Raw genomic sequence first — 24503 nt, 5'->3', positions numbered from 1 at the left:
GCTGAAGAGTCGAGTCCTGATGTGTCTGGCACGGGTGTGTCCGGTACGGGAGAGTCCGCTACGGGTACGTCGAGTACGGAAGCCAAGCTCCGGCAGTATCTGAAGCGGGTCACGGTGGACCTCGGCCAGGCCCGCCGGCGTCTGCGCGAGGTGGAGGAGCGGGCCCAGGAGCCGATCGCCATCGTCTCCATGGCGTGCCGCTTCCCCGGCGACACCCGCACGCCCGAGGCCCTGTGGGACCTGGTCGCCGAGGGCGGCGACGCCATCGACGACTTCCCCACCAATCGCGGCTGGGACCTGGAGAGCCTCTACCACCCCGACCCCGACCACCCCGGCACCAGCTATGTGCGACGCGGCGGGTTCCTGTACGACGCCCCCGCCTTCGACGCGTCGTTCTTCGGGATCAGCCCGCGCGAGGCCCTGGCCATGGACCCGCAGCAGCGGGTGCTCATGGAGACGGCCTGGCAGCTCCTGGAGCGGGCCGGCATCGACCCGGCGTCGCTGAAGCTGAGCGCCACCGGCGTCTACATCGGCGCGGGCGTGCTCGGGTTCGGCGGCGCGCAGCCCGACAAGACGGTGGAGGGCCACCTCCTGACCGGCAGCGCGCTGAGTGTCCTGTCCGGCCGTATCTCCTTCACGCTCGGCCTCGAGGGCCCGTCGGTCAGCGTCGACACGGCGTGCTCCTCCTCGCTGGTCTCCATGCACCTGGCGGCTCAGGCGCTGCGGCAGGGGGAGTGCGATCTCGCGCTGGCCGGCGGTGTCACCGTGATGTCGACGCCCGGCGCGTTCACCGAGTTCTCCCGCCAGGGCGCGCTGTCTCCGGACGGCCGCTCGAAGGCGTTCGCGGCCTCGGCCGACGGCACCGGTTTCTCGGAGGGCGCGGGACTGCTCCTCCTGGAGCGGCTCTCCGACGCGCGCCGCAACGGCCACAAGGTGCTCGCGGTGATCCGCGGCTCGGCCGTCAACCAGGACGGCGCGAGCAACGGTCTCACCGCCCCCAACGGCCCCTCCCAGGAACGCGTCATCCGCGCCGCCCTCGCCAACGCGGGCCTGGGCGCCGCCGAGGTCGACGCGGTCGAGGCGCACGGCACCGGCACGAAGCTCGGCGACCCCATCGAGGCCGGTGCGCTGCTCGCCACCTACGGCCGCGACAGGGACGAGGACCGGCCGCTGTGGCTGGGCTCGGTCAAGTCGAACATCGGGCACCCGCAGGGCGCAGCGGGCGTCGCGGGCGTCATCAAGATGGTGATGGCGCTGCAGCGCGAACTGCTTCCCGCCACGCTGTACGTCGACGAGCCGACCCCGCACGTCGACTGGTCCTCGGGCTCCGTCAGGCTCCTCACCGAACCGGTCCCGTGGACCCGCGGCGAGCGCCCGCGCCGCGCGGGCGTGTCCGCCTTCGGCATGTCCGGGACGAACGCCCACGTGATCCTGGAGGAGGCACCGCCCGAGGAGGCACCGCCCGAGGAGGCAGCGGCCGCGGAGACACCGGCCGCGGAGACACCGGCGGAAGGGACAGGCACAGTCGTCCCGTGGGTCGTCTCCGGCCGGGGCGAGGAAGCGCTGCGGGCCCAGGCCGCACAGCTCGCCGAGCACGTGCGCGACGACGACCAGCGGCCGGCGTCGCCGCTGGAGGTGGGGTGGTCGCTCGCCACGACACGGTCGGTGTTCGAGAACCGGGCCGTCGTCGTCGGGGACGACCGCGACGCGCTCCTCGACGGCCTCCGGTCGCTGGCGGCAGGTGAGGCGTCGCCGGACGTGGTGTCCGGGGCGGTCGGCCCCACGGGGCCCGGGCCGGTCATGGTGTTCCCCGGCCAGGGCGGCCAGTGGGTGGGCATGGGGGCCCGGCTCCTCGACGAGTCCCCGGTGTTCGCGGCCCGGATCGCCGAGTGCGAGCAGGCCCTGTCGGCGTACGTGGACTGGTCCCTGACCGACGTGCTGCGCGGGGACGGGTCGGAGCTGGCCCGGATCGACGTCGTCCAGCCCGTGCTGTGGGCCGTCATGGTCGCACTCGCCGCCGTCTGGGCGGACCAGGGCATTGAACCCGCCGCCGTCGTCGGCCACTCGCAGGGCGAGATAGCCGCGGCGTGCGTCGTGGGCGCCATCTCCCTGGACGAGGCGGCCCGCATCGTCGCCGTACGCAGTGTGCTGCTGCGGCAGCTGTCCGGACGCGGCGGCATGGCGTCCCTGGGGATGGGCCAGGAGCAGGCCGCCGACCTGATCGACGGACACCCGGGCGTGGTCGTCGCGGCCGTCAACGGGCCGTCGTCCACCGTCATCTCGGGCCCGCCCGAGGGTATCGCCGCCGTCGTCGCCGACGCCCAGGAGCGCGGCCTTCGCGCCAGGGCCGTCGCCTCCGACGTCGCGGGCCACGGCCCGCAGCTGGACGCGATCCTGGACCAGCTCACGGAGGGCCTGGCCGGTATCCGGCCCGCCGCCACCGACGTCGCGTTCTACTCCACCGTCACCGCCGGGCACCTCACCGACACCACCGAACTCGACACCGCGTACTGGGTGCGGAACGTGCGCCGGACGGTGCGTTTCGCCGACACGATCGACGCGCTGCTCGCGGACGGGTACCGCCTGTTCATCGAGGTGAGCCCCCACCCCGTCCTCAACCTCGCGCTGGAAGGCCTCATCGAACGGGCGGCCGTGCCCGCCACGGTCGTGCCCACCCTGCGCCGCGACCACGGCGACACCACCCAGCTCGCCCGCGCCGCGGCCCACGCCTTCGCCGCCGGCGCGGACGTCGACTGGCGGCGCTGGTTCCCGGCCGACCCCGCCCCCCGTACCGTCGACCTGCCCACCTACGCCTTCCAGCGCCAGGACTTCTGGCCTGCCCCCGCCGGCGGGCGGTCCGGCGACCCTGCCGGGCTCGGCCTCGCCGCCTCCGGACACCCGCTCCTGGGCGCCTCCGTCGGCCTCGCGAGCGGGGACGTACACCTGCTGAGCGGGCGGGTGTCCCGGCAGTCCGCCGCCTGGCTGGACGACCACGTCGTGGCGGGCCAGGCCCTGGTGCCCGGCGCGGCGCAGGTGGAGTGGGTGCTGCGGGCCGGCGACGACGCGGGCTGCTCCGCCCTGGAGGAGCTGACGCTCCAGACGCCGCTCGTGCTGCCCGACACCGGCGGCCTGCGGATCCAGGTCGTCGTCGAAGCGGCCGACGCACACGGCCGGCGCGACGTCCGGCTGTTCTCCCGCCCCGATGACGACGACGCCTTCGCGTCGACGCACCCCTGGACCTGCCACGCCACGGGCGTGCTCGCCCCCGCCCCGACGGACGGCACCAACGGAACGCGGGACGCCGCCGACACCCTGGACGGCGCATGGCCCCCGGCCGACGCCGAACCCGTCCCCGCCGACGACCTCTACGCGCAGGCCGACCGCACCGGATACGGCTACGGCCCCGCCTTCCGGGGCGTACGGGCGCTGTGGCGCCACGGCAAGGACGTCCTGGCCGAGGTGACGCTGCCCAAGGAGGCCGGCGACCCGGACGGCTTCGGCATCCACCCGGCCCTCCTCGACGCCGTCCTGCAACCTGCCGCGCTGCTGCTGCCCCCGACCGACGCCGAACAGGTCTGGCTGCCGTTCGCCTGGAACGACGTGGCGCTGCACGCCGTACGGGCCACCACGGTCCGGGTGCGCCTCACCCCGCTCGGCGAGCGGATCGAGCAGGGGCTGCGCATCACCGTGGCCGACGCCGTGGGCGCGCCCGTGCTCACCGTCCGCGACCTGCGCTCGCGCCCGACCGACACCGGCCGCCTCGCCGCGGCCGCGACCCGCGACCGGCACGGGCTGTTCGACCTGGAGTGGATCACGCCGGAGAACGCGGCGGACAACGCGGCGGGTCCGGCCCGGGACGCGTCCGAAGGGTGGGTGACACTGGGCGAGGACGCCGCGAGCCTCACGGACCTGCTGGCGTCCGTCGAGGCCGGCGCTCCGGCGCCGCAGCTCGTGGCCGCCCCCATCGAACCCGACCGGACCGACGACGGCCTGGCACTCGCCACCCACGTCCTCGACCTCGTACAGACCTGGCTCGCCTCGTCCCTGCACGACTCCCGCCTGGTCCTGGTGACGCGAGGAGCAGTGCCCATCCACGGCGAGCGCACCGGCGATGGGGGCGGGGGAGGGGAGGGCCATGCGGATATGGACGTGGATGTGGCTGCCGCGGCCGTTTGGGGTCTGGTACGCAGCGCCCAGTCGGAGCACCCCGGCCGCTTCACGCTGATCGACCTCGGCCCCGACGACACGCTTGCCGCAGCCATGCAGGCGGCGCACCTGGAAGAGTCTCAACTGGCGGTGCACGGCGGCGAGATACGAGTGCCGCGACTGGTCCGCGCCACGACCGGCCCGACCGCCCCGAACGGGACACCGGAGGCCGACCGGACGGCGGGCCCGTCCGAAGGACTCCACCGGAACGGTACGGTTCTCATCACCGGCGGCACCGGCGTACTCGGCCGACTGGTGGCCGAACACCTGGTCATGGAGTGGGGCGTACGACACCTGCTGCTCGCGAGCCGACGCGGCGACCAGGCGCCGGGCAGCGCCGAACTCCGCGCCCGCCTGAGCGAATTGGGAGCATCGGTCGAGATCGCCCCGGCCGATGTCGGCGACGCGGAAGCGGTCGCCGCACTGATCGCGTCGGTCGACCCGGCGCACCCGCTCACCGGTGTGATCCACGCGGCCGGCGTCCTGGACGACGCCGTGATCACCGCCCAGACCCCCGAGAGCCTCGCGCGGGTGTGGGCGACGAAGGCGACGGCGGCACGCCACCTGCACGAGGCGACACGGGAGACGCCCCTCGACTTCTTCGTGGTGTTCTCCTCGGCGGCCGCTTCGCTCGGCAGCCCCGGGCAGGCCAACTACGCGGCGGCCAACGCCTATTGCGACGCCCTCGTCCAGCACCGCCGCGCCCAAGGGCTCGCGGGCCTCTCGATCGCCTGGGGCCTGTGGCAGGCGACCAGCGGCATGACCGGGCAGCTGAGCGAGACCGACCTGGCGCGCATGAAGCGCACCGGGTTCGCCGCGCTCACCGACGAGGGCGGCCTGGCCCTGCTCGACGCCGCCCGTGCCCACGACCGGGCCTACGTGGTCGCGGCCGACCTCGACCCGCGCGCCGTGACCGACGGCCTGTCCCCGCTCCTGCGCGCCCTCACGGCGCCCGCCACGCGGCGGCGCGTGGCCTCCGAAGGCCTCGCCGACGGGGCGCTCGCGACCCGCCTGGCCGGCCTCGACGCGGACGGCCGCCTGCGGCTCCTCACCGATGTCGTACGCGAGTACGTCGCGGCCGTCCTCGGCCACGGTTCCGCCGCCCGGGTGGGCGTCGACATCGCCTTCAAGGACCTGGGCTTCGACTCGCTGACCGCGGTGGAGCTGCGCAACCGGCTGTCGGCCGCCTGCGACGTGCGGCTGCCCGCCACACTGATCTTCGACCACCCCACCCCGCAGGCACTCGCCACCCATCTGGTGGACCGCTTGGCGGGCAGCACCTCGGCGACCACGACGGTGAATGCGACGGCGCAGGCAGCCGCCCACGTCGCCGCAGGGGCCGACGTCGAGACAGACACCGACGACCCGGTCGCCATCGTCGCCATGACGTGCCGGTTCCCGGGCGGCGTCGCGTCCCCGGACGACCTGTGGGACCTGCTCGACGCGCGCAAGGACGCGATGGGCGCCTTCCCCACCGACCGCGGCTGGGACCTGGAACGCCTCTTCCACCCCGACCCGGACCACCCCGGCACCAGCTACACCGACCAGGGCGGATTCCTTCCCGACGCGGGCGATTTCGATGCGGCGTTCTTCGGGATCAATCCGCGGGAGGCGCTGGCGATGGATCCGCAGCAGCGGCTGTTGCTGGAGGCGTCGTGGGAGGTGCTGGAGCGTGCGGGTATCGACCCGACGACGCTCAAGGGCACCCCGACCGGCACCTACGTGGGCCTCATGTACCACGACTACGCCAAGTCCTTCCCCACGGCCGACGCCCAGCTGGAGGGCTACTCCTACCTGGCGAGCACCGGCAGCATGGTCTCCGGCCGCGTCGCCTACACCCTGGGCCTCGAAGGTCCTGCGGTGACGGTCGACACCGCGTGCTCCTCGTCCCTGGTCTCCATCCACCTGGCGACCCAGGCACTCCGGCACGGCGAGTGCGACCTCGCCCTGGCAGGCGGCGTGACCGTCATGGCCGACCCGGACATGTTCGCGGGCTTCTCGCGCCAGCGCGGCCTCTCACCTGACGGCCGCTGCAAGGCCTACGCCGCCGCGGCCGACGGAGTCGGATTCTCCGAGGGAGTGGGCGTGTTGCTCCTTGAGCGGTTGTCGGATGCGCGGCGTCATGGGCGTCGGGTGTTGGGTGTGGTGCGGGGTTCGGCGGTGAATCAGGACGGTGCGAGTAATGGGTTGACGGCGCCGAATGGTCCGTCGCAGGAGCGGGTGATTCGGCAGGCGTTGGCCAGTGGTGGGTTGTCGTCGGTGGATGTTGATGTGGTGGAGGGGCATGGGACGGGGACCACGTTGGGTGATCCGATCGAGGCGCAGGCTCTGCTGGCCACGTATGGGCAGGGGCGCCCAGCCGATCGCCCGTTGTGGTTGGGGTCGGTGAAGTCGAATATTGGTCATACGCAGGCGGCTGCGGGTGTTGCGGGTGTCATCAAGATGGTGATGGCGATGCGGCATGGTGTGGTGCCGGCGAGTTTGCATGTGGATGTGCCGTCGCCGCATGTGGAGTGGGATTCGGGTGCGGTGCGGTTGGCGGTTGAGTCGGTGCCGTGGCCGCAGGTGGGGGGTCGTCCGCGTCGGGCGGGTGTGTCGTCGTTCGGCGCTTCGGGGACGAATGCGCACGTGATCGTGGAGTCTGTTCCCGACGGGCTGGAGGAGGACTCGGTATCGGTCAGCGGTGAGGCCCCCGAGACTGAGACCGAGACTGAGACTGACGGGCGCTTGGTGCCGTGGGTGGTATCGGCCCGTAGCCCGCAGGCCCTGCGCGACCAGGCACTACGCCTGCGTGACTTTGCCGGTGATGCGTCGTCCCGCGCGCCGCTCGCCGACGTGGGCTGGTCGCTGCTGAAGACGCGTGCGCTACATGAGCATCGCGCCGTTGCGGTGGGCGCGGAGCGGGCAGAGCTGATCGCCGCTCTGGAGGCGCTGGCGGTGGGCGAGCCGCACGCGGCGCTGGTCGGCCCGTCCTGCTCGCAGGCTCGGGTGGGTGGCGATGACGTGGTGTGGCTGTTCAGTGGTCAGGGCAGTCAGCTGGTCGGTATGGGTGCTGGTTTGTATGAGCGGTTCCCGGTGTTCGCGGCTGCGTTTGATGAGGTGTGCGGCCTGCTGGAGGGAGAGCTGGGGATCGGTTCGGGCGGGTTGCGGGAGGTGGTGTTCCGTGGCCCGCGGGAGCGGTTGGATCACACGGTGTGGGCGCAGGCGGGGTTGTTTGCGCTGCAGGTGGGGTTGGCCCGGTTGTGGGAGTCGGTCGGGGTGCGGCCGGATGTGGTGCTCGGACATTCGATCGGTGAGATCGCGGCCGCGCACGTGGCGGGGGTCTTTGATCTGGCGGATGCGTGTCGGGTGGTGGGGGCGCGCGCCCGTTTGATGGGTGGGTTGCCTGAGGGCGGGGCGATGTGTGCGGTGCAGGCCACGCCCGCCGAGCTGGCCGCGGATGTGGATGGCTCGTCTGTGAGTGTGGCGGCGGTCAACACGCCTGATTCGACGGTGATTTCGGGTCCGTCGGATGAGGTGGATCGGATTGCGGGGGTGTGGCGGGAGCGTGGGCGCAAGACGAAGGCGCTGAGCGTCAGTCATGCTTTCCATTCGGCGTTGATGGAGCCGATGCTCGGGGAGTTCACCGAGGCGATACGAGGGGTCAAGTTCAGGCAGCCGTCGATCCCGCTCATGAGTAACGTCTCCGGAGAGCGGGCCGGCGAGGAGATCACGGATCCGGAGTACTGGGCGAGGCATGTACGTAACGCGGTGCTCTTCCAGCCCGCCATCGCCCAAGTAGCGGATTCAGCAGGCGTGTTTGTGGAGCTCGGCCCCGCACCTGTGCTGATCACTGCCGCCCAGCACACTCTGGACGAGTCGGACAGCCAGGAGTCGGTGCTGGTCGCGTCCCTCGCCGGTGAGCGTCCTGAGGAGTCGGCGTTTGTGGAGGCGATGGCTCGTCTGCATACCGCTGGTGTTGGTGTGGACTGGTCGGTGTTGTTCGCGGGTGATCGTGTGCCTGGGCTGGTGGAGTTGCCGACGTATGCGTTCCAGCGGGAGCGGTTCTGGTTGAGCGGCCGTTCTGGGGGTGGGGATGCGGCGACTTTGGGTCTGGTGGCGGCGGGGCATCCGTTGTTGGGTGCGGCGGTGGAGTTCGCGGACCGGGGTGGGTGTCTGCTGACCGGTCGGCTGTCGCGGTCTGGGGTGTCGTGGCTTGCTGATCATGTGGTGGCGGGTGCGGTTCTGGTGCCGGGTGCTGCGTTGGTGGAGTGGGCGTTGCGGGCCGGTGATGAGGTCGGTTGTGTGACGGTGGAGGAGTTGATGTTGCAGGCGCCTTTGGTGGTGCCTGAGGCGTCGGGTCTGCGGGTTCAGGTGGTGGTCGAGGAGGCGGGTGAGGACGGGCGGCGCGGTGTCCAGATCTACAGCCGGCCTGACGCGGACGCCGTGGGCGGCGATGACTCGTGGATCTGCCACGCGACCGGCGTACTGTCCCCCGAAAGCGCCCGTATGGACGAGGAGTTGGGTGGTGCCTGGCCGCCGGCCGGTGCCGAACCGCTGGATGTCGACGGCTTCTACGCGCAGGCCGGCGAGGCCGGGTACGGATACGGTCCGGCGTTCCAGGGGCTGCGTGCCGTGTGGCGGCACGGTCAGGACCTGCTGGCCGAGGTCGTCCTGCCCGAGGCCGCCGGTGCCCATGACGGCTACGGCATCCACCCCGCCCTCCTCGACGCCACCCTCCACCCGCTCCTCGCCGCCCGCTTCATGGACGGTTCCGAGGACGAGCAGCTCTACGTACCGTTCGGGTGGGCCGGAGTGTCTCTGCGGGCGGTCGGAGCCACGACTGTGCGCGTGCGCCTCCGTCCGGTCGGGGAGAGCGTCGACCAGGGGCTGAGCGTGACGGTCACCGATGCGACCGGCGGTCCCGTTCTGAGCGTCGACTCCCTCCAGACCCGCCCCGTGAAGCCGAGCCAATTGACTGCCGCCCAACAACGCGACGTACGCGGTCTGTTCACTGTGGAGTGGACGCCACTGCCGCTGTCGCGGACGGATGCCGACGGGGATGCCGACTGGGTTGTGCTCTCGGACGGTGTCGGCAGTCTGGCTGATGTGGTGTCGGCGGCGGATGGTGAAGCGCCGTGGGCAGTGGTCGCTCCCGTCGATGCGTCTGTGGGCGACGGTCGTGAGGGGCTTGACGGTCGGCTGGTCGTGGAGCGGGTGCTGTCACTCGTACAGGAGTTTCTGGCCGTGCCGGAGTTGGCCGAGTCCCGGCTCCTCTTGGTCACGCGTGGCGCGGTAGCCACCGGCGTCGACGGTGACGGTGACGTGGACGCGTCCGCCGCAGCCGTTTGGGGCCTGGTCCGCAGTGCTCAGTCCGAGAATCCGGGCCGCTTCATCCTGCTCGACGTGGACGGCGACGGCGAGGACCAGGGCTCGGACCTGAACGGCCGGTATCTGCCCCACGCCACCCTGCGTCACGCCGCCGAGGAACTCGACGAGCCCCAACTCGCCCTGCGGGAAGGGACGCTCTACGTCCCCCGACTGACCCAGGCGCGCCAGTCCACCGAACTCGTCGCGCCGCCCGGTGAACCGGCGTGGCGCCTGCGGATGGTGCACGACGGCTCGCTGGACGCCCTGGCGGCGGTGGCCTGCCCGGAGGCCCTGGAGCCCTTGGCGCCGGGGCAGGTGCGTATCGCCGTACACGCCGCGGGCATCAACTTCCGTGACGTATTGGTGGCCTTGGGCATGGTCCCCGCGTACGGGGCCATGGGCGGCGAAGGTGCCGGTGTCGTGACGGAGGTCGGTCCCGAGGTCACCCATGTCTCGGTGGGCGACCACGTGATGGGCGTGTTCGAGGGCGCGTTCGGCCCTGTGGTGATCGCCGAGGCGCGGATGGTCACACCTGTCCCGCAGGGCTGGGACATGCGGGAGGCGGCCGGTATTCCGGCGGCGTTCCTGACGGCTTGGTACGGGTTGGTGGAGCTGGCCGGTCTGAAGGCGGGCGAGCGTGTGCTGATCCATGCCGCGACGGGTGGTGTGGGGATGGCGGCGGTGCAGATCGCCCGGCATGTGGGTGCCGAGGTGTTCGCGACCGCGAGTCCGGGCAAGCACGCCGTGCTGGAGGAGATGGGCATCGACGCCGCCCACCGGGCCTCCTCCCGGGACCTCGCCTTCGAGGACACGTTCAGGGAAGTAACGGGCGGCCGCGGCATGGACGTCGTGCTCAACAGCCTTGCCGGCGAGTTCATCGACGCCTCTCTGCGGTTGCTCGGCGACGGCGGCCGGTTCCTGGAGATGGGCAAGACCGATGTGCGGGCCGCCGAAGAGGTGGCTGCGGAGCACGCGGACGTCTCGTACACGGCGTACGACCTCGTCGGTGATGCCGGACCCGACCGCATCAGCAACATGCTGGACAAGCTCGTCGAATTGTTCGCCTCAGAACGGCTTAAGCCGCTGCCGGTACGTTCCTGGCCGCTGGACAAGGCGCAGGAGGCGTTCCGGTTCATGAGTCAGGCCAAGCACACCGGCAAGCTGGTGCTGGAGGTCCCGCCTGCCCTCGACCCCGAGGGCACGGTTCTGGTCACCGGGGGCACCGGTGCGCTGGGGCAGGTCGTGGCCGAGCATCTGGTGCGGGAGTGGGGCGTACGGCACCTGCTGCTGGCCAGCCGTCGCGGTCCGGAGGCGCCGGGCAGCGACGAACTGGCCTCGAAGCTCACCGGGTTGGGTGCCGAGGTCACCATTGTCGCGGCTGATGTCAGCGACCCGGCATCGGTGGTGGAGCTGGTCGGCAAGACGGATCCCTCGCATCCGTTGACGGGTGTCGTGCATGCGGCGGGCGTGCTGGAGGACGGTGTCGTGACCGCGCAGACGCCGGAGGGGCTGGCGCGGGTGTGGGCGGCCAAAGCCGCTGCCGCGGCGAATCTCCATGAGGCGACCCAGGAGATGCGTCTCGGTCTGTTCGTGGTGTTCTCCTCGGCGGCCGCCACGCTCGGCAGTCCGGGCCAGGCCAACTACGCGGCCGCGAACGCCTATTGCGACGCGCTGATGCAGCGCCGACGGGCGGCGGGCCAGGTCGGCCTGTCGGTCGGCTGGGGCCTCTGGGAGGCACCGGACGCCAACCCGGGTGTTGCCGCCGACGCCAAGGCGAGTGCTCTATCCGACGGCACGAACGGCAGCGCTCCCCAGGGCACGAACGGCACCGCCCCTCAGGGCATGACCGGCGGACTCACCGACACCGATGTAGCCCGCATGGCACGCATCGGCGTCAAGGGCATGAGCAACGCCCATGGTCTCGCCCTGCTCGACGCCGCGCACCGTCACGGCCGCCCCCACCTGGTCGGCTTCAACCTCGACCTGCGCACCCTGGCCACGCACCCCCTGCACACCCGGCCCGCCCTTCTGCGCGGCCTGGCCGCCCCCACCGTCGGCGGGGCGAGCAGGCCGACCGCGACGGCGGGCGGACAGCCCGCCGACCTGGCGGGCCGGCTGGGCGCGCTGTCACCGTCGGACCGGCACCACACGCTGGTGCGGCTCATCAGGGAACAGGCCGCCACCGTGCTCGGGCACCACCCGGACAGCCTCACCACGGGCAGCACCTTCAAGGAACTCGGATTCGACTCCCTGACCGCGGTCGAACTGCGCAACAGGCTGTCCGCCGCCACCGGTCTCCGGCTCCCCGCCGGCCTGGTCTTCGACCACCCGGACGCCGACATCCTGGCCGAACACCTCGGCGCGCAACTCGCCCCCGACGGGGACACCCCCGCCGGTGCGGAAGCCACCGACCCGGTCCTCCGCGACCTGGCGAAACTCGAGAACGCCCTCTCCTCCACCCTCGTCGAGCACCTCGACGCCGACGCGGTCACGGCCCGACTGGAAGCACTCCTGTCGAACTGGAAGGCGGCGAGCGCGGCGCCCGGCTCGGGCAGCACGAAGGAGCAGCTCCAGGTCGCCACGACCGACCAGGTCCTCGACTTCATCGACAAAGAACTGGGTGTGTGAAACGACCGTGCACGGCGCGACAACCACGCTGAAGGCTGGGTGAACTCTCATGGCGAGTGAAGAGGAACTGGTCGACTACCTCAAGCGGGTCGCCGCCGAACTGCACGACACCCGGCAGCGCCTGCGCGAGGTCGAGGACCGGCGGCAGGAGCCGGTGGCCGTCGTCGGCATGGCCTGCCGTTTCCCCGGCGGCATCGAGACGCCCGAGGGACTGTGGGAGCTGGTCGCCGCCGGCGACGACGCCATCGAGCCCTTCCCCACCGACCGGGGCTGGGACCTGGAAGGCATCTACCACCCGGACCCCGACCACCCGGGGACCTGCTACGTCCGGGAAGGCGGGTTCCTCGCCGCCCCCGACCGGTTCGACTCCGACTTCTTCGGCTTCAGCCCGCGCGAGGCCCTGGCCAGCAGCCCGCAACTGCGACTGCTCCTGGAGACGTCCTGGGAGGCCCTGGAACGGGCGGGCATCAACCCCGCCTCGCTCAAGGGCAGCCCCACCGGCGTCTACGTCGGCGCCGCGACCACCGGCAACCAGACCCAGGGTGACCCCGGCGGCAAGGCGACCGAGGGCTACGCGGGCACCGCGCCCAGCGTCCTCTCGGGCCGCCTCTCCTTCACGCTCGGCCTGGAGGGCCCGGCGGTGACCGTCGAGACAGCGTGCTCCTCCTCGCTGGTGGCGATGCACCTGGCGGCCAACGCCCTGCGCCAGGGCGAGTGCGACCTCGCCCTCGCGGGCGGCGTCACCGTCATGTCCACCCCCGAGGTGTTCACGGGCTTCTCGCGTCAGCGGGGTCTGGCCCCCGACGGCCGCTGCAAGCCGTTCGCCGCCGCGGCCGACGGCACCGGCTGGGGCGAGGGCGCGGGCCTGATCCTCCTGGAGCGCCTCTCCGACGCCCGCAGGAAGGGCCACAAGGTCCTCGCGGTGATCCGGGGTTCGGCGATCAACCAGGACGGCGCGAGCAACGGCTTCACCGCGCCCAACGGCCCCTCGCAGCGCCGCGTCATCCGCCAGGCACTCTCCAGCGCCCACCTCTCCACGTCGGAGATCGACGTCGTCGAGGCGCACGGTACCGGTACCAGGCTCGGCGACCCCATCGAGGCCGAGGCGCTCATCGCCACCTACGGCAAGGAGCGCGAGGACGACCGTCCCCTGTGGCTCGGCTCGGTCAAGTCCAACATCGGCCACACGCAGGCCGCCGCGGGCGTCGCCGGAGTCATCAAGATGGTGATGGCGCTGCAGCGCGAACTGCTCCCCGCCACCCTGAACGTCGACGAGCCGACCCCGCACGTCCAGTGGGAGGGCGGCGGCGTACGCCTCCTGACCGAACCGGTCCCGTGGTCGCGCGGCGACCGCCCGCGCCGCGCCGGCATCTCCTCCTTCGGCATCTCGGGCACGAACGCGCACGTGGTCCTGGAGGAGGCACCGCCGGAGGAGGACGTGCCGGCCCCCGTGGCTGCGGAGCCGGACGGGGTGGTGCCTTGGGTGGTCTCCGCGCGGACCGAGGAGGCGTTGAGCGAACAGGCGCGGCGGCTGGTCGAGTTCGTGGCCGACACAGAGCCGTCGACCGCTGACGTCGGGTGGTCACTGACCACGAGCAGGGCGATCCTTGAACACCGCGCTGTGGTGGTGGGGCGTGATCGGGATGCGCTGACGACCGGCCTGGCGGCGTTGGCCGCGGGTGAGGAGTCGGCGGATGTAGTGGCCGGGGTGGCCGGCGATGTGGGTCCTGGGCCGGTGTTGGTGTTTCCGGGGCAAGGGTCGCAGTGGGTGGGCATGGGCGCCCAACTCCTTAACGAGTCGCCCGTCTTCGCGGCGCGGATCGCGGAATGTGAGCAGGCGCTGTCGGCGCACGTGGACTGGTCGCTGAGTGATGTCCTGCGCGGGGACGGGAGTGAGCTGTCCCGGGTCGAGGTCGTGCAGCCCGTGTTGTGGGCGGTGATGGTCTCGCTGGCTGCCGTCTGGGCGGACTATGGGGTCACTCCGGCCGCTGTGGTGGGGCATTCGCAGGGCGAGATGGCTGCTGCGTGTGTCGCGGGGGCGCTGTCTTTGGAGGATGCGGCGCGGATCGTAGCCGTACGCAGTGACGCGCTTCGTCAGCTGATGGGGCAGGGCGACATGGCGTCGTTGGGCGCCAGCTCGGAGCAGGCGGCTGAGCTCATCGGCGACCGGCCCGGCGTATGCATCGCAGCGGTCAACGGGCCGTCCTCGACAGTCATTTCAGGTCCGCCGGAGCATGTGGCAGCCGTGGTCGCCGACGCGGAGGCTCTTGGTCTGCGCGCCCGGGTCATCGACGTCGGGTACGCCTCGCACGGCCCCCAGATCGACCAGCTCCACGACCTCCTCACCGACCGGCTCGCCGACATCCAGCCGACCACCACCGACGTGGCGTTCTACTCGACGGTCACCGCCGAGCGCCTGACGGATACCACGGCCCTGGACACGGATTACTGGGTGACCAACCTCCGCCAGCCCGTCCGCTTCGCCGACACCATCGAAGCCCTTCTCGCGGACGGCTACCGCCTCTTCATCGAAGCCAGCGCCCACCCCGTGCTGGGCCTGGGCATGGAACAAACCATCGAGCAGGCGGACATCTCCGCCACGGTCGTCACCACCCTGCGCCGTGATCACGGTGACACCACCCAGCTCACTCGCGCCGCCGCGCACGCCTTCACCGCCGGCGCCCCCGTCGACTGGCGACGATGGTTCCCGGCCGACCCCACCCCCCGCACGATCGACCTCCCCACCTACGCCTTCCAGCGCCGCAGCTACTGGTTGCCGGTGGACGGTGTCGGAGATGTGCGGTCGGCCGGGCTGCGGCGGGTGGAACACTCGCTGTTGCCCGCGGCGCTCGGTCTCGCCGATGGTGCGCTCGTGCTGACCGGACGGCTCACGGCGTCCGGTGGTGGTGGCGGTTGGCTCGCGGATCACGCGGTGGCGGGCACGACGCTCGTCCCCGGTGCCGCGCTGGTCGAGTGGGCGTTGCGGGCCGCCGACGAGGCGGGTTGCCCCTCCCTTGAGGAGCTGACGCTCCAGGCACCTCTGGTGCTGCCCGGCTCCGGGGGCCTCCAGGTCCAGGTGGTCGTGGGTGCGGCCGACGGACAGGGCGGCCGGCGTGAGGTGCGCGTCTTCTCGCGTGTCGACTCGGACGACGAGGCAGCGGGGCAGGACGAGGGGTGGTCGTGCCACGCGACCGGTGTGCTGAGCCCCGAGCCCGGTGCGGTACCGGACGGGCTGAGCGGACAGTGGCCGCCGACGGGCGCCGAGCCGCTGGAGATCAGTGATCTCTACGAGCAGGCGGCATCGGCGGGATACGAGTACGGGCCGTCGTTCCGGGGCCTGCGCTCCGTGTGGCGGCACGGGCAGGACCTGCTGGCAGAGGTGGAGCTGCCCGAACAGGCAGGTGCGCACGACGACTTCGGCATCCACCCCGTACTGCTGGACGCCGCGCTGCACCCGGCGCTGCTGCTCGACCAGAACGTGCCCGGCGAAGAGCAAGACCCAACCCAGCCCACCCTTCGCCTGCCGTTCGCGTGGAACGGCGTCTCCCTGTGGGCCACCGGCGCCGCGACCGTGCGGGTACGGCTGACCCCGCACGGGGGAGGGGAGACGGACGATAGCGCCGGGCTGCGCGTGACGGTCGCCGACGCCACCGGAGCGCCGGTGCTGAGCGTGGACTCCCTCGCTCTGCGCCCCGCCGACCCCGAACTGCTGCGCACGGCCGGTCGGGCGGGCAGCGGCGCCAACGGTTTGTTCACGGTGGAGTGGACCGCTCTGCCCCCGGCGGCCGTGGCGGACCACGCCGCAGACGACGGCTGGGCGGTGCTCGGTCAGGACGGACCCGACTGGGTCGGAGCGGGCATCCCCCGGCACCCCGACATGGCCTCCCTGTCGGCCGCGCTGGACGAGGGAATGCAGGCCCCCGCGACCGTCTTCGTGGAGACCACAGCCACCTCGCACGCCACACCGAACACCACAGCGGACGCGACGCTCGACGCGTCCGGCCGGGCGGTCGCCGAGCGCACCCTGCACCTGCTGCGGGACTGGCTCGCCGAACCGCGCCTCGCCGAGACCCGGCTCGTCCTCATCACCCACCACGCGGTGACGACCCCGGTGGACGACGACGTGAACGCCGCACCCGTCGACGTCCCGGCCGCCGCCCTGTGGGGACTGATCCGCAGCGCACAGGCCGAACACCCGGACCGCTTCGTTCTGTTGGACACCGACGCGAAGGCCAACGCCGACCCCGGACCCGACACCGACACCAGTACTGACCACAGCACCGCATCGGGTACGCACCGAACCGTCATCGCGCGGGCCCTCTCCACCGGGGAGCCACAGCTGGCAGTGCGCGCGGGAGAACTCCTGGCTCCCCGCCTCGCCCGAGCCGCGACCCCCGCACCCGAGACACAGTCCGACACCGGCTCTGGACCCGGCGCGACGCTGGACCCCGACGGCACCGTCCTCATCGCGGGCGGCACCGGCATGATGGGTGGTCTCGTCGCCGAACACCTGGTCCGCGCCTGGTCGGTGCGGCACCTCCTGCTTGTCAGCCGGCAAGGGCCCGACGCGCCGGACGCCCGCGACCTCGCCGACCGCCTGACCGGCCTGGGTGCGACGGTGCGGATCGTCGCGGCCGACCTGACGGAGGGGCGGGCCACCGCGGACCTCGTCGCGTCGGTCGACCCGGCGCACCCGCTCACCGGTGTGATCCACGCGGCCGGCGTCCTGGACGACGCCGTGGTCACCGCGCAGACCTCCGACCAGCTGGCCAGGGTGTGGGCGGCCAAGGCGTCCGTCGCCGCCAACCTGGACGCGGCCACGGCGGAGCTGCCGCTCGGCTTGTTCGTGATGTTTTCGTCCGCCGCCGGCGTCCTCGGCAACGCGGGCCAGGCCGGTTACGCGGCCGCCAACGCCTTCGTCGACGCCCTGGTCGGCCGCCGTCGCGCCACCGGCCTGCCCGGCCTGTCGATCGCCTGGGGCCTGTGGGCGCGCGGCAGCGCCATGACCCGGCACCTGGACGACGCCGACCTCGCGCGGCTGCGCGCCGGCGGGGTCAAGCCCCTGCTGGACGAGCAGGGCCTCGCCCTCCTCGACGCGGCGCGCGCCACCGCCGCGCACACCTCGCTGGTGGTCGCGGCCGGTATCGACGTACGCGGACTGAACAGGGACGACGTCCCCGCGATCCTCCGCGACCTGGCGGGCCGGACCCGCCGCAGGGCGGCCGCCGACTCCACCGTCGACCAGGCCGCGCTGGAGCGGCGCCTCACCGGCCTGGACGAGGCCGAGCGCCGGGCTGTCGTCACCGACGTCGTACGCGAATGCGTGGCGGCCGTGCTCGGCCACCGGTCGGCAGCCGACGTACGCACCGAGGCCAACTTCAAGGACCTCGGCTTCGACTCGCTCACTGCGGTGCAGCTGCGCAACCGCCTCTCGGCGGCGAGCGGCCTCCGCCTGCCCGCCACCCTGGCCTTCGACCACCCCACCCCCCAGGCGCTGGCGGCGTACCTCGACACGCGCCTGAGCGGCCGGACCGCCACCCCCGCCACACCCGTCGCACCCGTGGCGCCTTCCGCGGCCGCGGCGGACGACCCGGTGGCGATCGTCGCGATGGCCTGCAAGTACCCGGGCGGAGCGACCTCGCCGGAAGGCCTCTGGGACCTGGTCGCGGAGGGTGTGGATACGGTCGGTGCCTTCCCGACGGGCCGCGGTTGGGACCTCGAACGGCTCTTCCACCCGGACCCGGATCACCCCGGCACGAGTTACGCCGACGAAGGGGCCTTCCTTCCTGACGCGGGTGATTTCGATGCGGCGTTCTTCGGGATCAATCCGCGGGAGGCGCTGGCGATGGATCCGCAGCAGCGGCTGTTGCTGGAGGCGTCGTGGGAGGTGTTGGAGCGTGCGGGTATCGACCCGACGACGCTCAAGGGCACCCCGACCGGCACGTATGTCGGCGTGATGTACCACGACTACGCGGCAGGCCTCGCCCAGGACGCCCAACTGGAGGGCTACTCCATGCTCGCCGGTTCCGGCAGCGTGGTGTCCGGCCGCGTCGCCTACACCCTGGGGCTTGAGGGTCCGGCGGTGACGGTCGACACCGCGTGCTCCTCGTCCCTGGTCTCCATCCACCTGGCCGCGCAAGCACTGCGACAGGGCGAGTGCACTCTCGCCCTGGCAGGCGGCGTGACCGTCATGGCCACGCCCGAGGTGTTCACCGGATTCTCGCGCCAGCGAGGCCTGGCCCCCGACGGCCGCTGCAAGCCGTTCGCCGCCGCCGCCGACGGCACCGGCTGGGGCGAGGGTGTCGGTGTGTTGTTGCTTGAGCGGTTGTCGGATGCGCGGCGTCATGGGCGTCGGGTGTTGGGTGTGGTGCGGGGTTCGGCGGTGAATCAGGACGGTGCGAGTAATGGGTTGACGGCGCCGAATGGTCCGTCGCAGGAGCGGGTGATTCGTCAGGCGTTGGCCAGTGGTGGGTTGTCGTCGGTGGATGTTGATGTGGTGGAGGGGCATGGGACGGGGACCACGTTGGGTGATCCGATCGAGGCGCAGGCTCTGCTGGCCACGTATGGGCAGGGGCGTCCGGTGGACCGTCCGTTGTGGTTGGGGTCGGTGAAGTCGAATATTGGTCATACGCAGGCGGCTGCGGGTGTTGCGGGTGTCATCAAGATGGTGATGGCGATGCGGCATGGTGTGGTGCCGGCGAGTTTGCATGTGGATGTGCCGTCGCCGCATGTGGAGTGGGATTCGGGTGCGGTGCGGTTGGCGGTTGAGTCGGTGCCGTGGCCGGAGGTGGGGGGTCGTCCGCGTCGGGCGGGTGTGTCGTCGTTCGGGGCTTCGGGGACGAATGCGCATGTGATTGTGGAGTCTGTGCCCGAGGGGTTGGGGGAGGACTCGGCGTCCGTCTGTGGTGAGGCTCCCGACACTGAGACTGACGGGTACTTGGTGCCGTGGGTGGTATCGGCCCGCAGCCCGCAGGCCCTGCGCGATCAGGCACTACGCCTGCGTGATGCGGTGGCGGCCGACTCAACGGTGTCGGTGCAGGATGTGGGCTGGTCTTTGCTGCGGTCGCGTGCGCTGTTCGAGCAGCGGGCGGTGGTGGTGGGGCGTGAGAGGGTCGAACTCCTGTCGGGACTGGCTGCGTTGGCCGCCGGTGAGGAACACCCGGCTCTGACGCGGTCCCGTGAGGAAGCAGCGGTCGCTGCGAGCGGTGACGTGGTGTGGCTGTTCAGTGGCCAGGGCAGTCAGTTGGTCGGTATGGGTGCTGGGTTGTATGAGCGGTTCCCGGTGTTCGCGGCTGCGTTTGATGAGGTGTGCGGCCTGCTGGAGGGAGAGCTGGGGGTTGGTTCGGGTGGGTTGCGGGAGGTGGTGTTCCGTGGCCCGCGGGAGCGGTTGGATCACACGGTGTGGGCGCAGGCGGGGTTGTTTGCGCTGCAGGTGGGGTTGGCCCGGTTGTGGGAGTCGGTCGGGGTGCGGCCGGATGTGGTGCTCGGGCATTCGATCGGTGAGATCGCGGCCGCGCACGTGGCGGGGGTCTTTGATCTGGCGGATGCATGCCGGGTGGTGGGTGCGCGCGCCCGTTTGATGGGTGGGCTGCCTGAGGGCGGGGCGATGTGCGCGGTGCAGGCCACGCCCGCCGAGCTGGCCGCCGACGTGGACGGTTCGTCCGTGAGCGTGGCGGCAGTCAACACCCCTGACTCAACGGTGATTTCGGGTCCGTCGGATGAGGTGGCTCGGATTGCGGGGTTGTGGCGGGAGCGTGGGCGTAAGACGAAGGCGCTGAGCGTGAGTCATGCTTTCCATTCGGCGTTGATGGAGCCGATGCTCGGGGAGTTCACGGAAGCGATACGAGAGGTCAAATTCGCGCGACCGAAAGTGTCGTTGATCAGCAACGTCTCTGGTCTGGAGGCGGGTGAGGAGATCGCGTCCCCGGAGTACTGGGCACGCCATGTACGCCAAACAGTGCTCTTCCAGCCCGGCATCGCCCAAGTGGCTTCCAGTGCAGGCGTGTTTGTCGAGCTCGGTCCCGGCCCCGTACTGACTACTGCCGCTCAGCACACCCTGGACGACGTAACCGATAGGCATGGTACCGATCCGGTACTGGTGTCCTCGCTGGCCGGTGAGCGTCCTGAGGAGTCGGCGTTCGTGGAGGCGATGGCTCGTCTGCATACCGCTGGTGTTGCTGTGGACTGGTCGGTGTTGTTCACGGGTGATCGTGTGCCTGGGCTGGTGGAGTTGCCGACGTATGCGTTCCAGCGGGAGCGGTTCTGGTTGAGCGGCCGTTCTGGGAGTGGGGATGCGGCGACTTTGGGGTTGGTGGCGGCGGGGCATCCGTTGTTGGGTGCGGCGGTGGAGTTCGCGGACCGGGGTGGCTGTCTGCTGACCGGTCGGCTGTCGCGGTCTGGGGTGTCCTGGCTTGCTGATCATGTGGTGGCCGGTGCGGTTCTGGTGCCGGGTGCTGCGTTGGTGGAGTGGGCGTTGCGGGCCGGTGATGAGGTCGGTTGTGTGACGGTGGAGGAGTTGATGTTGCAGGCGCCTTTGGTGGTGCCTGAGGCGTCGGGTCTGCGGGTTCAGGTCGTGGTCGAGGAGGCGGGTGAGGACGGGCGGCGCGGTGTTCAGATCTACAGCCGTCCTGACGCGGACGCCGTGGGCGGCGACGACTCGTGGATCTGCCACGCGACCGGCACCCTCACTCCCCAGTACACCGACGCTCCGAACGACGGACTGGCCGGCGTGTGGCCCGCGGCGGGCGCCGTGCCGGTGGACCTGGCGGGCTTCTACGAGCGCGTGGCGGACGCGGGCTATGCGTACGGTCCGGGGTTCCAGGGGCTGCGTGCCGTATGGCGGCACGGCCAGGACCTGCTGGCCGAGGTCGAGCTTCCCGAAGCCGCCGGCGCCCATGACGGCTACGGCATCCACCCCGCCCTCCTCGACGCCACCCTCCACCCGGCCCTGCTCCTCGAGTGGCCCGGGGAGGCGCAGGACGACGACGGGAAGGTCTGGCTGCCGTTCACCTGGAACCAGGTTTCCTTGCGGGCCGCGGGAGCCGCCACCGTACGCGTACGTCTCTCGCCCGGCGAGCACGACGAGGCGGAACGGGAAATACAGGTACTGGTGGCCGACGCCACCGGGGCCGACGTTCTGAGCGTGGGGTCGGTGACGTTGCGTCCCGCCGACATCCGGCAACTGCAGGCCGTGCCGGGTCACGACGACGGTCTGTTCTCGGTGGACTGGACGCCGCTGCCGCTGCCGCTGTCGCGGACGGATGTGCCGCAGACGGATGCCGACGGAGATGCCGACTGGGTTGTGCTCTCGGACGGTGTCGACAGCCTGGCTGATGTGGTGTCGGCGGCGGGTGGTGAAGCGCCGTGGGCAGTGGTCGCTCCCGTCGATGCGTCCGCGGGCGACGGCCTTGCCAGCTTTGACCGCCGTGAGGGTCTTGACGGTCGGCTGGTCGTGGAGCGGGTGCTGTCACTCGTACAGGAGTTCCTGGCCGCGCCGGAGCTGGCCGAGTCCCGGCTCCTCGTGGTGACCCGCGGCGCCGTGGCGACCGGCGGCGACGGCGACGGTGATGTGGACGCATCCGCCGCAGCCGTATGGGGCCTGGTCCGCAGTGCTCAGTCCGAGAACCCGGGCCGCTTCATCCTGCTCGACGTGGACGTGGACGTGGACGTGGACGGCGACGGCAATGGCGGCGACCTGGACCCGGACCTGAACGGCCGGCGACTTCCCCACGCCACCCTGCGTCACGCCGCCGAGGAACTCGACGAACCCCAACTCGCCCTGCGCGACGGACAGCTGCTCGTCCCGCGGCTGGTCCGCGCCACCGGCGGCGGACTCGTCGCGGCACCCACCGACCGTGCCTGGCGCCTGGACAAGGGAAGCGCCGAAACGCTGGAGAGCGTGGCACCGGTCGCGTACCCGGAAGTCATGGAACCCCTGGGCCCCGGCCAGGTCCGCCTCGGCATCCACGCCGCGGGCATCAACTTCCGCGACGTCCTGGTCAGCCTCGGCATGGTGCCCGGCCAGGTCGGCCTGGGCGGCGAGGGCGCCGGTGTCGTGACGGAGACAGGCCCCGGCGTCACCCACCTGTCGGTCGGCGACCGTGTGATGGGCGTCCTCCACGGCTCCTTCGGCCCGACGGCCGTGGCGGACACCCGCATGGTCGCCCCGGTTCCACAGGGCTGGGACATGCGGCAGGCGGCCGCGATGCCCGTCGCGTATCTGACGGCTTGGTACGGGTTGGTGGAGCTGGCCGGTCTGAAGGCGGGCGAGCGCGTGCTGATCCATGCCGCCACAGGTGGTGTGGGAATGGCGGCGGTGCAGATCGCCCGTCACCTGGGCGCCGAAGTGTTCGCCACTGCCAGTGCCGCCAAGCACGCCGTACTGGAGGAGATGGGCATCGACGCCGCCCACCGCGCCTCCTCCCGGGACCTCGCCTTCGAGGACACCTTCCGGCAGGCCACCGACGGGCGCGGCATGGACGTCGTCCTCAACAGCCTGACCGGCGAGTTCATCGATGCCTCCCTGCGGTTGCTCGGCGACGGCGGCCGGTTCCTGGAAATGGGCAAGACCGATGTGCGCACGCCGGAGGAGGTGACCGCGGAGTACCCGGGCGTCACCTACACCGTGTACGACCTCGTCACCGACGCGGGGCCGGATCGCATCGCGGTCATGATGGGTGAGCTGGGCGAGAGGTTCGCTTCCGGTGCCCTTGACCCTCTGCCGGTGCGTTCCTGGCCGCTGGACAAGGCGCGTGAGGCGTTCCGGTTCATGAGTCAGGCCAAGCACACCGGCAAACTCGTACTCGACGTGCCCGCGCCGCTCGACCCCGACGGGACCGTCCTGATCACTGGAGGCACGGGGGCGCTGGGGCAGGTCGTGGCCGAGCATCTGGTCCGGGAGTGGGGCGTACGGCACCTGCTGCTGGCCAGCCGCCGTGGACTGGACGCCCCCGGCAGCAGCGAACTCGCCGACAGGCTGTCGGACCTGGGCGCCGAGGTGACCGTCGCGGCGGCCGATGTCAGCGACCCGGCCTCGGTGGTGGAGCTGGTCGGCAAGACGGATCCCTCGCATCCGCTGACGGGTGTCGTGCACGCGGCGGGCGTGCTTGAGGACGGGATCGTGACGGCTCAGACGCCTGAGGGGCTGGCGCGGGTGTGGGCGGCCAAGGCTGCTGCGGCGGCGAATCTCCATGAGGCGACCCGGGAGATGCGTCTCGGTCTGTTCGTGGTGTTCTCCTCGGCGGCCGCCACGCTCGGCAGCCCGGGCCAGGCCAACTACGCTGCTGCGAACGCCTATTGTGACGCGCTGATGCAGCGCCGACGGGCCACGGGCCAGGCCGCCCTGTCGGTCGGCTGGGGCCTCTGGGAGGCACCGGACGCCAAGCCGGGTGCTGCCGCCGACGCCAAACCGGATGTTGCCACCGACGCCAAGACGGGAGTTGCCGCCGACGGCACTTCCCAGGGCATGACCGGCACCCTGAGCGGCACCGACGTGGCCCGCATGGCACGTATCGGCGTCAAGGCGATGACCAGCGCACACGGTCTCGCCCTGCTCGACGCCGCGCACCGCCACGGCCGCCCCCACCTCGTCGCCGTCGACCTCGACACCCGCGTCCTGGCGCACAAACCCGCCCCGGCCCTCCCCGCCCTCCTGCGCGCCTTCGCCGGAGACCAGGGAGGTCAGGGAGGCGGCCGAGGCGGCGGTCGGGGCGGCGGCCCGGCACGACCGGCGGCCGCCACCGCCCAACAGAACGTCGACTGGGCCGCGAAGCTCTCCGTGCTGACCGCCGAGGAACAGCACCGCACCCTCCTCGACCTGGTACGGACGCACGCGGCAGCCGTCCTCGGGCACGCGGGCACCGACGCCGTACGCGCCGACGCCGCCTTCCAGGATCTCGGCTTCGACTCCCTCACGGCGGTCGAACTGCGCAACCGCCTCTCGGCCTCCACCGGCCTGCGCCTGCCCGCCACGTTCATCTTCCGGCACCCGACCCCGTCGGCCATCGCCGACGAACTGCGCGCACAGCTGGCCCCCGCGGGGGCCGACCCGGCCGCGCCGCTCTTCGGTGAACTGGACAAGCTGGAGACGGTGATCGCGGGGCACGCGCACGACGAGAGCACCCGGACCCGCCTGGCGGCACGCCTGCAGAACCTGCTGTGGCGCCTGGACGACACTTCGGTCCGCTCGGACCACGCGGCCGGCGCGAGCGACGCCGACGGCGACGCCGTCGAGAACCGAGACCTCGAGTCCGCGTCGGACGACGAGCTCTTCGAGCTGATCGACCGAGAACTGCCTTCTTGATCAGGAGTGGAGAAGACAT

At 71.6% G+C, this 24503-nt stretch carries 2 protein-coding genes; both read left to right on the top strand.

The window, feature by feature from the left end; translation table 11 throughout:
* The first annotated feature begins 21 nt into the window (after positions 1 to 21).
* Positions 22 to 12183 carry an SDR family NAD(P)-dependent oxidoreductase gene (locus ACH4D5_RS06085; protein ID WP_398299090.1) on the top strand — a complete coding sequence of 4054 codons (12162 nt, stop codon included), beginning with the start codon at positions 22 to 24 and terminating at the stop codon, positions 12181 to 12183.
* 49 nt (positions 12184 to 12232) lie between these two features.
* On the top strand, positions 12233 to 24484 hold the full coding sequence (locus ACH4D5_RS06080) for an SDR family NAD(P)-dependent oxidoreductase (RefSeq protein WP_398299088.1): 12252 nt from the start codon (positions 12233 to 12235) through the stop codon (positions 24482 to 24484).
* Positions 24485 to 24503: the final 19 nt, after the last annotated feature.

It is taken from the genome of Streptomyces sp. NPDC018029, from assembly GCF_044327655.1.
Classification (GTDB): Bacteria; Actinomycetota; Actinomycetes; order Streptomycetales; family Streptomycetaceae; genus Streptomyces.
The sequence above is the reverse complement of the archived record's forward strand: the minus strand, read 5'-3'. Positions and strand labels throughout refer to the sequence as shown.

Coding starts and splice junctions, on each gene's coding strand:
- ACH4D5_RS06080 (WP_398299088.1), top strand. CDS start 12,233: ATGGCGAGTGAAGAGGAACTGGTCGACTACCTCAAGCGGGTCGCCGCC.